This window comes from Desmonostoc muscorum LEGE 12446 (genome assembly GCF_015207005.2).
Taxonomy (GTDB): domain Bacteria; phylum Cyanobacteriota; class Cyanobacteriia; order Cyanobacteriales; family Nostocaceae; genus Nostoc; species Nostoc muscorum.
The window spans coordinates 57,519-73,267 of sequence record NZ_JADEXS020000001.1 but is presented as its reverse complement, the minus strand read 5'-3'; the positions used below and the strand labels follow the sequence as shown (position 1 = coordinate 73,267).

13 protein-coding genes are annotated in these 15,749 nt (G+C 42.3%); 2 read left to right on the top strand and 11 right to left on the bottom strand.

Going from position 1 to position 15,749, the window contains the following annotated elements:
* Positions 1 to 2: 2 nt before the first annotated feature.
* From IQ276_RS00270 to IQ276_RS00220, 11 genes are all read right to left on the bottom strand, one after another.
* Positions 3 to 1,058 carry a glycosyltransferase family 2 protein gene (locus tag IQ276_RS00270; protein ID WP_193914638.1) on the bottom strand — a complete coding sequence of 352 codons (1,056 nt, stop codon included), beginning with the start codon at positions 1,056 to 1,058 and terminating at the stop codon, positions 3 to 5.
* Entirely contained in the window at positions 1,018 to 1,278 is a 261-nt protein-coding gene (locus tag IQ276_RS00265) for a hypothetical protein (RefSeq protein ID WP_193914640.1), read from the bottom strand. The genes IQ276_RS00270 and IQ276_RS00265 overlap by 41 nt, the downstream gene beginning before the upstream one ends.
* 19 nt (positions 1,279 to 1,297) lie before the next feature.
* Positions 1,298 to 2,557 carry a glycosyltransferase gene (locus tag IQ276_RS00260; RefSeq protein WP_193914642.1) on the bottom strand — a complete coding sequence of 420 codons (1,260 nt, stop codon included), beginning with the start codon at positions 2,555 to 2,557 and terminating at the stop codon, positions 1,298 to 1,300.
* Between the two features lie 308 nt (positions 2,558 to 2,865).
* The gene (locus IQ276_RS00255; protein ID WP_193914644.1) at positions 2,866 to 4,107 is read right to left on the bottom strand and encodes a glycosyltransferase family protein; all 1,242 of its coding nucleotides are present in this window, start codon (positions 4,105 to 4,107) and stop codon (positions 2,866 to 2,868) included.
* Between the two features lie 196 nt (positions 4,108 to 4,303).
* Positions 4,304 to 5,524 (bottom strand): glycosyltransferase family protein, encoded by a 1,221-nt coding sequence (locus tag IQ276_RS00250; RefSeq protein WP_193914646.1) that lies wholly within the window; start codon positions 5,522 to 5,524, stop codon positions 4,304 to 4,306.
* A 284-nt stretch (positions 5,525 to 5,808) separates the two neighbouring features.
* The gene (locus IQ276_RS00245) at positions 5,809 to 6,936 is read right to left on the bottom strand and encodes a HAMP domain-containing protein (protein ID WP_193914648.1); all 1,128 of its coding nucleotides are present in this window, start codon (positions 6,934 to 6,936) and stop codon (positions 5,809 to 5,811) included.
* Positions 6,937 to 7,435: 499 nt separating this feature from the next.
* Positions 7,436 to 8,104, bottom strand: a complete 669-nt coding sequence (locus tag IQ276_RS00240; RefSeq protein WP_221708566.1) for a response regulator transcription factor — start codon at positions 8,102 to 8,104, stop codon at positions 7,436 to 7,438.
* A 284-nt stretch (positions 8,105 to 8,388) separates the two neighbouring features.
* Complete coding sequence (locus tag IQ276_RS00235) at positions 8,389 to 9,963, bottom strand: sensor histidine kinase (RefSeq protein WP_193925746.1); 1,575 nt, start codon at positions 9,961 to 9,963, stop codon at positions 8,389 to 8,391.
* Positions 9,964 to 10,384: 421 nt separating this feature from the next.
* Positions 10,385 to 11,521, bottom strand: coding sequence for a cystathionine gamma-synthase (locus tag IQ276_RS00230; protein WP_193923556.1), 1,137 nt, complete (start codon positions 11,519 to 11,521; stop codon positions 10,385 to 10,387).
* Positions 11,522 to 11,699: 178 nt separating this feature from the next.
* Positions 11,700 to 13,064: a cystathionine beta-synthase gene (locus tag IQ276_RS00225; RefSeq protein ID WP_193923557.1), complete on the bottom strand. Its 1,365-nt coding sequence runs from the start codon at positions 13,062 to 13,064 to the stop codon at positions 11,700 to 11,702.
* 99 nt (positions 13,065 to 13,163) lie between these two features.
* Positions 13,164 to 14,345 carry a pyridoxal phosphate-dependent aminotransferase gene (locus tag IQ276_RS00220; RefSeq protein ID WP_193923558.1) on the bottom strand — a complete coding sequence of 394 codons (1,182 nt, stop codon included), beginning with the start codon at positions 14,343 to 14,345 and terminating at the stop codon, positions 13,164 to 13,166.
* Positions 14,346 to 14,478: 133 nt separating this feature from the next.
* Between IQ276_RS00220 and IQ276_RS00215 the strand changes: the two genes are divergently transcribed.
* Positions 14,479 to 14,679: a hypothetical protein gene (locus IQ276_RS00215; RefSeq protein ID WP_235115311.1), complete on the top strand. Its 201-nt coding sequence runs from the start codon at positions 14,479 to 14,481 to the stop codon at positions 14,677 to 14,679.
* Between the two features lie 251 nt (positions 14,680 to 14,930).
* Positions 14,931 to 15,530, top strand: a complete 600-nt coding sequence (locus tag IQ276_RS00210; protein ID WP_190883580.1) for an MBL fold metallo-hydrolase — start codon at positions 14,931 to 14,933, stop codon at positions 15,528 to 15,530.
* The last annotated feature ends 219 nt before the right edge of the window (positions 15,531 to 15,749 follow it).

Genomic DNA, 15,749 nt, shown 5'->3' with positions numbered 1-15,749 from the left:
TATTATTTATCTCCCTCCAAGGAATGAACGAGAGAGAGTAACTCAGGGACGGGTTTGATTGTGTTGAGTGTGGCTTGGCTGTGAGTGTAGCGATCGCTAATATAATAGTTTAGTTTTCTTTCGAGAGCGATCGCTATTTTCTCCAACCACAGGGGATTCTGCCCAAAGGTGAGGCGATTTAACAACGGCTTCAAAAATCCCTGATGGCGACGATGCCCCATCCGCTGATACCGCTTCTGGAAATACTTGTCATTCATCGTCAAATGCCACTTTTGGGCGAAGTGTTCCAAACTAGCAATTTCCCAGGCATTACTCCAACGCAACATAAAAAATGCGAGTTCTGACAATTCAAACTTCAGCCCTGGCACATAGGTAACTACCGAAGTAGGTTCACAGTAAAAACTACCTCCAGCCTCAGCCACCGTCAAACAAAAATCGATGTGTTCCCGCGTACTGAGCAATCTTTCGTCTAACAGTCCAATTCGGCGGAAAATCTCAGTGCGAACTAACATACAATGAAACTCAGCAAACTCGCATTGTTGGCGATGAAGTTCATCCCGTACCTCAGCAACTTTCCGATTGACAAAGTAATGTTTTTCATGTACGCGTCGTTTGACTTTAGCCTCCTTTGCTTCCACAACAATATGAGCTTCGCCACCCGCTAGATGTACAGTTTCCCCCAAAGGATTGCCAATACAAGTCAGCGGACAGACTACGGTGGCTGTTGTTTCTTGGGCGCATTCGAGTAACGAGTTTAGCCAACCGGGACTGACAATTACATCATTGTCAATAAATACTAAATACTCGCTATCAACTTGTTGTAAACCCAGGTTACGGGCTTGGTTGGGTGAAAGGTAGTGTTCTGTGCGGATTAATTGAAATCCTTTTTCTTGGGCTTGTTGTTTGAGGTAGCGGTGGATATGTTGGGGCGAACCGCCGTCTACATAAATTAGAGAAAAAGGTAGTTGAGTGTTTTGGTAAATGCTTTCTAGCGATTCGCGGGTGTAACTGAATCGCTCACGCTGGGAAATAATTATAGTAATTTGTGGTTTGTTCATAGTTAAAATTTAGAGTTACTGCGTACTGCTGTAAATTTTCAAGTCGATGCAACAAAGGTGCAGGGCGATGCAACAAAGGTGCAGGTCGATGCAACAAAGGTGCAGGGCGATGCATCAAAGGTGCAGGGCGATGCATCAAAGGTGCAGGTCGATGCAACAAAGGTGCAGGTCGATGCATCAAAGGTGCAGGGCGATGCATCAAAGGTGCAGGACGATGCATCAAAGGTGCAGATATAAAATTAAGTTGGGCTAATCAATTTCTCCGCGTCCCCGCGTCCCCGCGTCCCCGCGTCAGCCCCAATTATCCCTAACAAAACTGCTTCAGATATCCCTAGCGATCGCTGGTAAACATTCATCCAATTTTGGTATTCTACTGATGGGGCAAGCTGTTGAGTGGCTTTAATCTTGGCTGCTGCGCCCAACTTTTGCCGCAGTTGCGGTTGAGTAGCTAAATATCGCAGTGCGGCAGTTAATTCTTCTGTATTGCCGGGGTTGACTAGCAAACCGTCTACGCCGTGTTCTATAATTTCAGCGATCGCATCTACACGACTACCAATTATCGCTCGACTTGCTGACATCGCTTCCAACAGAGTATTCGGACAACCGTCATGCACCGAAGGAATTGCAAAAATATCCAGATGTGGCAGATAAGCTAAAGCTTCCTGACGGCTAGTAATTCCAGTGATACGCAAGCGATGGCCGATTTCACTTTGCTGTACTTGTTGCTGCCAATATTCTCGCTCTTTTTCAATAAAATCACCTATTAATAAAAGCGTTAAATCTATCTCTTTACCCAACTCCGCACAGGCATCGAGGAGAAATTCAATTCCCTTTTTGTCTCGAAACCTACCCGACGAACCGATAACAATACCTGGCAATTCGTTAACTAAAGATGGGGTAGGGAGTTGCTCAAAGTTGATGGGTGCAATGGAATTCCAAAAAGCTGATGATTTTAACTTTACACTCGGGGTGATGACACTAGCTCTTTTGAGCAAGTCACGACTGACAAATGTCACCCAATCAGAATTCTCTAAAATCCATGCTATTTGAGCATGATTCTTAGGATGAAAAATATGCTTATGCAAATCATTACCGCGAACGCTATTGATTACCGGGATATCATTTTCTTTGGCTAAAAGTGTTGTTACATAACCTGTTTCATTGAGAAAAAAAGCGTGAAACAGATTAAAGCTATGCTTTTGATGTAGATATTTGAGTTGTAAATAAATTTCGCTAAAAAAGTCTTGGACTTCCGTAACATTGTTGCGAACGGCTGACTGAATGCGATGCACAAATACGCCATCCTGAAGCGTTGTTGTGCAACTTGGGCGTCTGCGAGTTCCATCAGAAACCAAGCGTTGTTTCGAGCGAAAAATGGCGACGTGAACTTCATAACCGCTGTGAATTAGCATCTGGGCAATTCGATGTACTGATTCACCAACCCCGCCAATATCAGGGGGATATTCGAGTGTGGTAATGCAAATTTTAGTTTTATCCATGATTTTTAGGTGATAATTCAGGAGTCAGAATTCAGAATTCAGGAGTCAGAATTTAATTCTGTGCAACTGGCGGATAATGAGTCTGCGAACGTCTGAAGAAATGGCTTTCAGATGATGTTTGAAAAGTCATTGGTTATGTATCAAATACTTTCATATCTCCTTAAATCCCCCCTTAAAAAGGGGGACTTTGATTCTGTTTCCCCCCTTTTTAAGGGAGGCTAGAGGGATAAATAACTGCAAAGATACAGCCTACCACTTTTCAAACAACCTCTAAGACCCCCAGCAAATAATAGATTTGATGCAAGCAATTAGTGGCGGTTCTGTAGCTTGCTTCCCGCACGGTATCCGCCACGAATCGATTCTGAATTCTGAATTCTGACTTCTGAATTCTTCTTCAACAGGTTTGCAGTTGTTTCAACTCCGGCGAAATCAACGCTAATTTTATTAGGTTTCTCCTTGAGGTAATTGATAATTTTTATAGCCAAGTAATCGGGTTGCAATTCATGAGGACTGATAAGTTTGATGATGCCTAACTCACTTAGTTTTTCGGCTCTCATGGTTTGTTCTCGATCTTCGTTACCCGTAAAGGGAAGAATCATGGCTCGTACACCTGTAGTTAAAATATTCATTGTGGTGTTATAGCCAGACATATTTATCGAGAGTTCTGCTTTTTTCATATAATTTAGCAAGTAAGGAGTATAGCGTCGAATGTGGATATTTTTGCTATCTCGTGCGATTGCTTGCAGTTCTTTAAATTTTGAATCTGGGATGAATGGCCCGGTGAAAACCTGGATATTGTGTGGTAATCTGTTCTCTAACAAAGGTGCTGTTCTCACTACACAATCAAGCAATTCATGACCAAATCGCCCACCTCCTACGCTGACTAAAATCAGAGGTTTGTCCGATTTAATAATTTCTCGGTCTTCATCAGTGAAAGCAGGATTATTTGGTGGTTCTTGTACTACATATCCGGTGTAATGCAGTTCACATTTGAGGTCATGGACTCTAGAAAAGGTTTCTTCTAGTGGGACAAAATTAGGGTCGCTATGAACCAACAACATATCAAAATATTTGTTGATTAAGTTACAGACTTTCTCTTCGTGCTTTGCCTGTTTCTCTTGTTTAGTAACTACAATATCTCGCAGACTAGAAACGATTTTTGTGGAATTATTATTTGACTTCGCCAATTCTAGTAAGGGAATTAATTCAAAGGAAAAGCGTTTTCTGCCAAAAGGAAATAATTCCATCATTAAAATATCAGGCTGGAATTCGTTAAAGATTTCCAAAAGTTTATTTTTTCTGATTTCTTTGACTTCGTTAAGGCTAAATGCATCATTTACTACTTGCAGTTCTCTAAATTCAGCATCAGTTTTAATTGCAGGCAGGTTGATGACTTCCACACCAGCAGGAATTTCAAATCCTTGGATGATTTCACCGCCATTAATAAAACAAATTTGAAAGTCTTTGGTTAAACCGCGCACAATTTCCCTGCTGCGAACCAGATGCCCCATACCTAAAATATGTTGGCAGTAGAACATAAGACGTTTCATGACCATGTTACCTCTGTAATACCATTTTTGATTTTGATTTTTGGATTATCAAATAATTACTGATAATTGTTTTGAGTACTCTATCTGTCGCAATGATTCTTAAGATTGGCATAAGTTTACATTCACAAAAAAACAAAATTTAAAATGCAAAATCAAAGATAATTTAGTAGTCATTTTGACTTAATTTGTCGCCAAACTAAGTAATTGTTCCGTTGGTTGATAGCAACATAGAATCAAGCTGTTTTTTTGCAGCAAGTAAGGCAGAAATGTATTCAGTAATTTGGGGCAAAGCATTGAGATTAATTTCTGGAATGGAAATCTGCGGAGTATGCAGTTTTTGTAACAGCGATCGCAGTAATATATCTGGAGTCAGATCGTTTGGATGAATAGCCGCCAAAACACCCAGTCTTGCTAAGTGTTCTGCCCGAATGCACTGTTCTTGCGATGGCTTAATTCTGGGTACTATAACTGCTGGCTTACCCGCTGAAAGAATTTCACAAGTTGTGTTGTAACCACCCATTGCTACTAGTGCATCTGCGGCGGCGATGTAACTCATCAAATCATCGCTAAACTCGCTTATCTGTACCTGGGGATATGCAGCTGCTTTCTGTTTTAGTGCTGCTTGATGTTCTAGTGGCATTTCGGGACCACATATAATTAGACTTCGCAGTTTATAACATCTAGGCAATAATGCCAAACTCGATAGATAGGTGTCAATTAAACTGTAACCATCTTCGCCACCACCAGGCGTAACTAAAATGAGTTGTTCTTCTTTGCCCAGTTGTAACTCACTGCGAATAAGATTTGGACTTTTACGCCCTAGTTGTTGACGGATGTAGCCACAAAATTGTACCTTTTGGGCAACCATTGACGGTAGTTGATATTCATGGCGGATGTCAAAAATTTCCGGAGTCCCAACAACAAGCACGCGGTCGTAAAATTTCTCAATCGCTTCGTAGTAACCGTACTTTTGCCATTCTTGAATGATCGCATCTGGACGATCTAAAATGTCCCGTAGTATTAAAATTAGCGGAGTTTCTGGTAATTTGGCTTTGAGATATTCAACGGCCGGTTTTAATTCATTGCGAATACCATAGGGCTTTTTATCTACTAGAAATATATCGGGTTTAAAATTAGCGATCGCTGATAAAATTAAATCAGAGCGCAATTTCACTGTTTCATCAATTTCTATCCCCAGATACTTGACAGATATTTCACCCGATGTTCCCCGATTTAAGCATGGTAACTTAATATAATCCAGTCTTTTCGGCAAACGAAAACTGTGCAGCACCGGCGAACCAGAAACTACTAAAATTGAAAGTTTTTCAATTGAATCTAGCAAGTGAGTGCAGATTCCCAGCATTCTGCGAATATTACCGAGACCGAAGCCATCGTGGGAATATACCATCAGTCTCATTGCTAAATGTCCCTCAATTATTCAGTGGAGTTTGTCCCTTGGAGTCAGAATAAATTCTGTATAACTCATGGATATAGCGTTTCCCTACAAGCGTGAGGTACACCTGTAAGGGCACGGCAGTGCCGTGCCCCTACACCTTGGGATATAATGTTGTACCGCATCTGAATGGGAACCGCCATAAATAAGTGGGTTTAAGACTCATTTAAATTGTTTATTCAGAATTGTCATTTAAGAAGGTTCTCAATGTTGTATGAATCTTTTATGAAACTTTTATGAGAAAATTCTCATAAATCATTATTCTCCTGCGCCTCTATTTTGTGCTGATTTTCCACGAGATATGCTTGGGTGGAACGTAATTCTTGTAAGGCCAATTCTAAGCGTTGATTTTTCTCATTTAACTCCTGCGTTCGTTCCCGCACTTTCTTTTCTAGCACCTGGCTGTATACTTCTAGCTGTTCGTTAGCATCCTTTTGGGCTTTAATGAGTTGCTGAACTTCCTGGATCAGACGATTGAGGGAATTTGCTAAAATACCAACTTCATCATTAGTTGTGATGGGTGCTTGTAAATCGAAGTTAGATTCTTCGGTAACCTGTTGGGCAATATGGGTAACTGCTTGAATAGGACGGGCAATGGCGCGACTGGTGTAAATTGCTAGTAATGTGGCGATCGCAATTGATAGTGACAGGCTACCGATGATAATATATAAGCGTAATTTTTCCGCTGTTTGTAGTTGCTGTTTTGCTTGGTCATACTCTTTGCCTGTAACTTCCACAAGGTTTGTGATGTCATCGAGAAAGTCATCCATCAAAAAAACTGGAGAACCATGCATGAAATTGAACAGTTGAGCTTGGGCTATCTTAATTTCATCTGATGATAATTGATTGGGATTATTATCCTGAAAAAAAGCTTCGGTTCGCTGTAAATAAGCACTAAAACCTTTATAGTTCTGCAACAAAAGGTAGAATGCTTTTTGCTCATTTATAGCATCATATTTAGTAGGCTTCTGAATGCTATAATCCGCTGTTAATTCAGACCAAAGTTGTCGGGCTTGGGCAACATACTCCAATAATTGAGTATAATTTTTTTTCCATAGTTTTGGTCTATCCATGTAGAGAATCAATTGATGTTGAGTGGTGCGTACATAAAACACACTCGTTTTCAATTGAGATGCCTGATATAATTCTTCAAACGCTGCTTCCTCTCGTTTGTGCGCCTTCTGCTTGTAATGATCTGCAATCAAAAAACCCATAGTAGTTCCCAGCACGGCGATGCTTACAAGCAGTGCATATCCAACACCTATTTTTTGACCAACTTTCAGATGACTGAACCAATACCCAGAGTTGTTTGATGGTTGGACGTGACTACTTGACCACCCACAAGCCAGTTTATCGAAGTTCTTGTGCTGTTTCATACTCAACCACGACTTAAATGGGTTTGAATCCGTTCCACCAAATCACTGAAGCGAAATAGCTTGGTGATCTAGTCATTTGCCCCATTATTAAACGCGATCGCTCTTTTACGATCCTCTTTACGGGCTGTGATGATAATAATGGGTAGCGTCTGTCTCTGTCTACGAAATTCTCCAACCATCCACAACTAGTACTAGCAACTTGAGTCAATCATCGTATCTATTTACCATGCAGAGGTCGTTTTAGGCTTTTATTAATCATTCTTTGATGGTAGATAGACCCGCGCTGTAGGGGCACAGCATTGCTGTGCCCCTACAACAGATGTGGTTTTTCAAATCATTCATATATAAGAATCTTCGTTATCCGATTTTATTTTTGACAAAATACTTTTCTGACATCAAAATTCAGCTTATTTTTAAATATTTCTGTAGGCATGGCACTTTAATATTAACTTAATCCAATCCCCTACTATAAAGATTACTGAATTCTGAATTCTTCGTATTATATCCGCAAGCGATAACCCATCCCTCTAACTGTTTCAATGATATCGCTGCCTAGTTTCTTGCGGAGGTAACCAACATAGACATCGACAATATTAGAACCTGGATTATAGTCGTAGCCCCAAACGTAATCTAGCAGTTGTTCTCGACTAATAACTTGTCCGGGATGACGGCAAAACATTTCTGCCATTGTAAATTCACGAGCAGGTAATTCTACAAAGCGATCGCCTACTTTCACTTGTCGAGTCCGCAAATCAAGTACCACATTACCCGCTGTGAGGATAAACTCTTGGGCATCTCTGGCAGGTCTAGCAGTTCGCAAACGCAACTTTACCCGTGCCAGAAGTTCTTCAAATCGGAAAGGTTTGGTGACATAATCATCTGCGCCTCCTTCTAGCCCTGCGACTTTATCATGAATGTCACTCCGAGCCGAGAGAATAATTACAGGCAAATCTTCTCCCTGTCCGCGCAGTTCTTCTAATACCTGAAATCCATCTTTTCCTGGCAATCCCAGATCCAAAATTAGTAAATCAAAAGCCCCACTGTGTACAACATCCACCACATACAGTCCATCGGCAACTGTTGTGGTTGTAAATCCTTGCGATCGCAATCCTTTTTCAATAAATGAAGCAATCCGGGGTTCATCTTCAGCGATGAGAATGTGAGGCATAGTGGGGATTGGGGACTGGGGACTGGGGACTGGGGAGATGAGGAGTGCTGAATTCTGAGTTGTGAGTTATCAATTATGAATTCTGACTTCTGACTTCTGACTTCTGACTTCTGACTCCTGAATTCTGATTTTATGAAAAAAGTAAAGGTTCAAAACCTCGCCCCTAGTGGGCGAAAAAATCCTTGTATCGCAAGGTAGGTTGAAACCCCACCCCTAGTGGGTGACTTAGTTTAATCCCCCTGCTCCCCCTGCTTCCCCTGCTCCCCCTGCTCCCCCTGCTCTCTTCATATTTTCGGAGGATCGAGGGGTAAAACGATGGTAAACATCGAACCTTTTCCTAGCTGACTCCGAAGCAATACTTGTCCGCCATGTGCTTCGGCGATCGCTCGCACAATTGACAGCCCCAATCCCGCGCCCTCAGAACGACGACGACTTTTAGAAATCCGAGCAAAACGTTCAAAAATTCGTTTGTGATCTACAAGGGGAATGCCTTCGCCTGTATCGCGTACCCAGAAACGTACTTTTCCTTTGGCGATCGCAGAACCTATGGAAATAGTATCACTCTTGAGAGTGTGCTGAGTCGCATTCTGCGCCAAATTCATGATCGCCTCAGTAATTCTTTGGCGATCAACTATAATCTGACCTCTGGCCACGGCATCTATTTGCCAGTCCCGCTCTCCTAAAGCCTGAGCTTTGACAAATAACTCTTGGGTCAACTCTGCCACATTCACCGTTGCCAACTGCAAAAAATCTAAGCGTTCTGCCTTTGCCAACAAAATCATATCATCCACTAGACGGCTCATCCGGTCTAGTTCTCCCATCACTAGTGTCAAGGTTTCTTGTTGCTCTTGGGGGTCATCTCCCATCAGTTCCAGATGCCCGCGGATGATGGTAATGGGAGTCCGAATTTCATGCCCAGCATCGTTGACAAATTCCCGCTGAGTGGCAAAAGCTGACTCTAGTCTGTCCATCATTTCGTTGAACGTTGTTGCTAGTTCTGCCAGTTCTCCCTTGCCTTGTACAGGTAAACGCTGGGTTAAATCTGACTCACTAATTGCATGGGCAGTACTAGTAATTGTTCGTAGAGGAGCTAGCACCCCTCCCGCCGCAAACCAAGCTAGAATTAACGACACCACAAACACTAAGCTGGAAACTTCAATAATTACGGAAACTGCTTCTAAAGTCTCTGCCCGCTGACCAGTTGTATTATGGGCAACCACAAAAACACCGTGGATTTGTCCATTAATTTTAATGGGTTCCACCATGTAAAGAATCTTACTAACATCCGGGTCAGAAAATTCTTTTTCTCCCTGCTCTGGTTTGGTTTGTTTTGCCCACCGCTGCATCAGTGGTGATTCCTTGGCAAGGGGTTTAGGACGCGCTCTCGGGCTAGATTTATAAAATTTACCATCAACAAAGGTGATGAAGTAAGAGTCATCCTCTGGTAGTCGATATAACAAATAAGCTCTGAAAAGCTTAATTAAATCTTCTTTGGAAGCTGGAGGAGCGATTTGTTTTTTGCCGTCGAGCAACCATTTTAATTGTTCTGGCCCGATCGCTATGTCTTCTGGGTCATCCTCACTCAGATCATCATCTGGAGCAAAGGTTTCACCTTTAATCAACGCATTAAAAGCCGCCATATCTTCCAACATGTCTTGACGAACGCGTTCATCAATGCGCTGGTAGAGATGATAGCGAAAAGCCGGAATTGCGATGAGAAATGTTATCCCCAAAATCAGCAAATACCAGAACAAAATTCGGGTACGTGCTTCTCCAAATAATTGCTGCCAACTGGAAAACAGCTTCCTTAGTTTCATTCCAGATGTGCGATCGCCGCGATGGCTGGTGATGCCGCTCATTTTCACCCCTGCTCACTCACTTGAGACAGTTTATCGTAATTGGAGAGTGGGGATTGGGGGCTGGGTATTGAGAAATGCTTTGAGGATCAAATGATACCAATTCAAAAAATCTTTGCAACAAATGAAGTAAGGGATTGATATCATGTCCGCATAATTAGTTATGATTCCCACAGTCATTGCACCCCACCCCCAGCCCCTCCCCGCAAGCGGGGAGGGGAGACAAAGCGCAGCTTTGGCGGGGTGGGGTTCTTGGGTTTTAATAAGTGATTAGGCGGACATGATATGAGACCCTTGCTCCACTTCGTTTCGCGGCAAGGGGGAAGGGAGCATTCCCCCTTCCCCCTGCTTCTTGTTCAAGACAGTCAATCACGGGAAAATCTCACAAGCAAACATAAAAAAGATTTCCCCTCTACTCCCATTTTCAAGAAAGAGCATTTTCTAAATCAGCTTGCAAATCTTGGTGATGCTCAATTCCTACCGAAAGACGGACTAAATTATCCTTTATTCCCCGCTTCAGTCGTTCCGCTTCTGGTAAAGAACCGTGGGTCATTTTGGTGGGATAACAAAGCAGTGACTCCACTCCTCCTAAACTTTCAGCCAGCAAAAACAACTTGAGTCGGGAAGCGAATCTTTCAACCTCAGCAAAACCACCTTTTAATTCCAAACTAATCATCCCCCCGAAGCCAGACATTTGCTCTTTTGCTAGTTGATGTTGTTCGTGGCTAGGTAATCCTGGATAGTAAATTCGCTCAATTTTAGAATGCTTTTCTAAAAATTTCGCTAAAAATAAAGCGTTTTTTTCATGTTCTCGCATTCTCACAGCCAGAGTTTTAATTCCTCGTAGCACTAACCAGCTATCAAAAGGACTGGGAATAGCTCCGATCGCATTTTGATAAAACTTCAGTTCGGTGTATAGTTGCTCATTAGATGTAATAACTGCGCCACCAATAATATCGCTGTGTCCTCCTAGATATTTGGTAGTGCTGTGAACCACAATATCAGCACCCAAATCTAACGGTGTTTGGAAATAAGGACTCGCAAATGTGTTATCAACTACTAAAATGATATTGTGTTTACGGGCAATATTTGACAGTGCTGCAATATCAATGATTTTTAATAATGGGTTGGTAGGAGTTTCAATCCAAATCAACTTCGTATTTGGTTGAATGGCAGATTCAAATTCAGCAATATTATCAATATCTACATAACTAGTTGTCACACCCCAATTTTTCACAACCTTTTCTAGCAAACGATAAGTTCCACCATACAAATCATCGCCAGCAACAATATGATCGCCACTTTTTAGCAGGCTTAATACTGTAGTAGTTGCAGCTAAACCAGAAGCAAACGCTAAACCAAATTTACCATTTTCAATAGAAGCTAAAGCCTCTTCTAAAGCAGTACGAGTGGGGTTTCCCGTGCGAGAATATTCATATCCTTTGTGTTGACCTATGGCTTCTTGTTCATAGGTGGAAGTCAAATAAATGGGGACAATTACTGCACCTGTTTGGGGGTCTGATTGCTGACCTTCATGAATTGCTCTAGTTTCAAATTCCATTGTTTTACCTTTATAAAGAAAGAATTTAGGAGCCAGAATTCAGAATTCAGAATTCAGCAGGACTGGCTGCCTGTAATGCTTCAGAAAATATGCAGATTTAATAGAAAACAATTAGGAGGCGATCATCTCTACGGAATTCTAAATTCTGAATTCTGAATTCTGAATTCTGACTTCTTATTCATGATTCCTGGGTTTGACTAATCCAATATCTAATTAAATCAGCCCTGGTAATTAATCCAATAGGAACATCACGCTGCTTAATAATAATCCCTGTGGTTCCTGATAAAAGCAGTCGATAAGCTTCCGAAACATGGACTTCTTCATCAAGAATTGGCAATGGTTTACCCATAACTGCCGAAACTTCCTGGTTAGAAAAGTTGATACCATCATGAAGGAATTTCATTAAAGAAGCTTCATTGACGCTTCCTACTACATGATTATTATCAATCACTGGTAGCTGGGAGATATTTAACTTTTGCAGGTAGTTTGTGGCTTTGCTCAAAGTATCACGCGGACTGACAGCAACTAGCGAAGGAAAATCTGTTTTTTGAGCAAGAATTTCTCCAACTTTCGTGCTTCTGACTGTTGTACCTTCCCAAAAACCATTTTCCTGCATCCACGCATCGGAGTAAATTTTATTAATGTAATTTCTTCCCGTATCTGGTAATAAAACTACAATATATTTTGGCTCTGTTAATCTGGCTGCATACTTCAAGGCTGCGGCTACTGCTGTACCACAAGAACCTCCTACTAATAAACCTTCTTCGCGTGCTAAACGACGAGTCATATTAAATGATTCTTTATCGCTAACTCGAACCATTTCATCTACTAATTGCCGATTAAAAGTTTTGGGAATAAAGTCTTCGCCAATTCCTTCAACTTTGTAAGATTTAGGTGTATCACCCGAAAGAATTGAACCTTCTGGATCTGCACCAACAATTACGATATTTGGATTTTGCTCTTTGAGATATTTGGCAACTCCAGAAATTGTACCACCTGTGCCCATACCTGCAACAAACACATCAACTTTACCATTACTATCTGACCAAATTTCTGGGCCTGTAGTTAAGTAATGTGCTAAAGGATTATTCGGGTTTTCAAATTGATTTGGTCTGTAAGCTTTGGGTATTTCTTTGGCAAGTCTTTCTGCTACACCGTTATAGCTTTCTGCTGAGTCAGGCGGTACAGATGTGGGAGTAACAACTACTTCTGCACCATAAGCTTTGAGTAGATTGATTTTATCCTGGCTCATTTTATCAGGCATGACGAAAATACAGCGATATTTTTTTACTGCTGCAATTAATGCTAATCCGACACCAGTATTGCCTGCGGTGGCTTCAATAATAGTACCACCTGGTTGTAATTGACCTGTTTTTTCTGCGGCTTCAATCATGGTGAGGGCAATTCTATCTTTGGTACTGCCGCCAGGATTGAGATATTCTACTTTGGCATAAATAGTTGAGTGAATATCTTCGGTAATTTTGTTAAGTTTGACTAATGGAGTTCTACCAATTGCTTGTAAAATATTCTCGTAAGCAGTCATATAGCATCTCTAAATAATTTGTAAAATGGTTTATTTCTTACCTTTGCGTCTCGTCAGAGAAGAACGCAAAGATAAGAGAGGATAAGATAAGAAATTGGTTTAGGATGTTGGTTGTAGAGTGGGTTGTAGTTTGAGTAATTTGTCACTTGCTGTTTGCAATGTCTCAGGTTTTTTGCTGAAGCAGAATCTGATCAAAGAATGTCCTTTTTCTGGTTGGTTGAAAAAGCTAGAACCAGGAACTACAGCAACACCAATATCTTTAATTAAGTGGTAAGTGAATTCAATATCGGTTTTGTAGCCGAATTTGGAAATATCTGCAAGTACGTAATAAGCTCCTTTGGGAAGGAAGTAGGGTATGCCAACTCGATCTAAAATTTGTAAGATGTTGTCTCGCTTTTGCTGATAAAGTTTGGCTAGTTCTTCATAATAGGATGGTGGTAGTTGCATAGCGGCAACTCCAGCTCGTTGCAATGGTGCAGGGGCACCCACTGTTAAGAAATCATGCACTTTACGAATGGCTGCCGTCAATTCCGGGTTTGCCAAAATGTAGCCAACTCGCCATCCGGTGACGCTGTAAGTTTTGGATAAACCGTTAATGGTGACTGTGCGTTCTTCCATTCCGGGAAGGGTCGCTAAGGCGATATGTTGAGTGCCATCATAAAGAATGTGTTCGTAGATTTCGTCAGTAAAGGCTAGTACATCCCACTTTTGACAAAGTTCAGCAATTAGGGTTAGTTCTTCACGGGTGAAGACTTTACCGGTGGGGTTATGGGGTGTGTTAATAATAATGGCTTTGGTATTAGCGTTGAAAGCTTGACGCAACTGTGTTTCATCAAATGTCCAATGGGGGGGATGTAGTGTCACGTAGCGGGGTTTAGCACCAGCTAAAATCGCATCGGGGCCGTAATTTTCATAATACGGCTCAAACACAATTACTTCGTCACCAGGATCGACTGTGGCCAGCATCACAGCTGCCATTGCTTCTGTGGAACCACAGGTAACGGTGATTTGGGTTTCGGGGTTGATATCTAAGCCGAGATACCAGCGGACTTTTTTGGCGATCGCTTCACGAAATGGGCGATCGCCCCAAGTGATAGCATATTGGTTAACATCCGCCTCGATTGCTTCATAAGCTGCCTGTTTCAACTCAGCCGGACAAGAAAAATCAGGAAATCCCTGGGCTAAATTCACCGCACCATGTTGCAGTGCCACCCTTGTCATTTCTCGAATCACCGATTCTGTAAACTGGTTTGCCTTGGCTGATATTTTTTGGCGCTGCATCTGACTCACCCCTTTGCCTCTGTTGATCTTGATTGCGCTTATGCGGGAGTTTCTGTAAACCCGAATAAAACCATAATATCGATAGATTTATCGTAGTATACTCAAATTCCACGTCTAGAGGAAGGAGTGGGGAGTGGGGAGTGGGGAGTGGGAACTGGGGACTGGGGACTGGGGACTGGGGACTGGGGACTGGGGACTGGGGACTGGGGACTGGGGACTGGGGACTGGGGAGTGGGGAGTGGGGACTGGGGGCTGGGGAGTGGGGACTGGGGGCTGGGGAGTGGGGACTGGGGGCTGGGGACTGGGGACTGGGGACTGGGGACTGGGGACATAAAGAAAATAAGGGACTTCCAAATAAAAAAATATCCAATTATTTATTGATAATCCCTAAGGGAGAGTCGGAGACGTGGCGACGCGGTGAATAATTTCTCCGTGTTTCCATGTCTTATTTCCCAATCCCCAATCCCCAATCCCCAATCCCCAATCCCCAATCCCCAATCCCCAATCCCCAATCCCCCTATATATCTATATACTGAATTATTGAGATTAATAGTCAATTATTGAAGGTACAAATCCAGAATCATCATGAAATCTTTGCACCGTCCCGATCTTTATAGCTGGTCTAATTTCAATCCGGCAAGAAATATTGATTTCAATGGGATTGCCTGGATTCGCCCAGATGGCAACATCTTGATTGACCCAGTAGCCCTATCAAACCATGATTGGAATCATCTGAAATCCCTCGGTGGTGTAGTTTGGATTGTGCTGACGAATTCTGAGCATGTCAGGGCAAGTAAAGAAATTGCTGATCAAACCTATGCTAAGATTGCCGGCCCTGTGGCGGAAAAAGATAGTTTTCCTATATTTTGCGATCGCTGGCTGTCTGATGGTGAGGAGTTCGTACCTGGACTAAAGGTAATTGAACTCCAAGGTTCTAAAACGCCCGGTGAACTGGCTTTATTACTAGAGGAAACAACGTTGATTACAGGAGATTTAGTACGGGCACGCAAGGCTGGTAGTTTGACAATATTACCAGATGACAAGCTGCTCAATCGAGAGCAGGCTGTTGCTTCGGTGCGGAGGTTAGCAGAACTCAGTCGAGTGGAAGCAGTGCTGGTGGGGGATGGTTGGCCTGTCTTTCGGGATGGACGCGATCGCTTAAAGGAACTTGTAGCAACGTTGTAAATGTTTCCGCCGGAAATGGCAAATAATCTATTCAGGGACTTCCAAAAAATAAATTATCCCAAATTATTTGTACATTTGTAGGGGCGCATAGCTATCATTGGTGTCAACTTAAGCTCAAATGCTTGTCCCACATACGCTTTACCCCACCCTAACCCTCCCCTTGTAAAGGGGAGGGAACTAAATTCCTTTTTCCCCCCTTTCCAAGGCAGGGCTGTTTCA

What these genes read in the sequence shown, in the direction of transcription:
- IQ276_RS00270 (WP_193914638.1), bottom strand. Translation starts at nt 1,058, where the DNA reads ATGAACAAACCACAAATTACTATAATTATTTCCCAGCGTGAGCGATTC.
- IQ276_RS00265 (WP_193914640.1), bottom strand. Translation starts at nt 1,278, where the DNA reads ATGCATCGTCCTGCACCTTTGATGCATCGCCCTGCACCTTTGATGCAT.
- IQ276_RS00260 (WP_193914642.1), bottom strand. Translation starts at nt 2,557, where the DNA reads ATGGATAAAACTAAAATTTGCATTACCACACTCGAATATCCCCCTGAT.
- IQ276_RS00255 (WP_193914644.1), bottom strand. Translation starts at nt 4,107, where the DNA reads ATGAAACGTCTTATGTTCTACTGCCAACATATTTTAGGTATGGGGCAT.
- IQ276_RS00250 (WP_193914646.1), bottom strand. Translation starts at nt 5,524, where the DNA reads ATGAGACTGATGGTATATTCCCACGATGGCTTCGGTCTCGGTAATATT.
- IQ276_RS00245 (WP_193914648.1), bottom strand. Translation starts at nt 6,936, where the DNA reads ATGAAACAGCACAAGAACTTCGATAAACTGGCTTGTGGGTGGTCAAGT.
- IQ276_RS00240 (WP_221708566.1), bottom strand. Translation starts at nt 8,104, where the DNA reads ATGCCTCACATTCTCATCGCTGAAGATGAACCCCGGATTGCTTCATTT.
- IQ276_RS00235 (WP_193925746.1), bottom strand. Translation starts at nt 9,963, where the DNA reads ATGAGCGGCATCACCAGCCATCGCGGCGATCGCACATCTGGAATGAAA.
- IQ276_RS00230 (WP_193923556.1), bottom strand. Translation starts at nt 11,521, where the DNA reads ATGGAATTTGAAACTAGAGCAATTCATGAAGGTCAGCAATCAGACCCC.
- IQ276_RS00225 (WP_193923557.1), bottom strand. Translation starts at nt 13,064, where the DNA reads ATGACTGCTTACGAGAATATTTTACAAGCAATTGGTAGAACTCCATTA.
- IQ276_RS00220 (WP_193923558.1), bottom strand. Translation starts at nt 14,345, where the DNA reads ATGCAGCGCCAAAAAATATCAGCCAAGGCAAACCAGTTTACAGAATCG.
- IQ276_RS00210 (WP_190883580.1), top strand. Translation starts at nt 14,931, where the DNA reads ATGAAATCTTTGCACCGTCCCGATCTTTATAGCTGGTCTAATTTCAAT.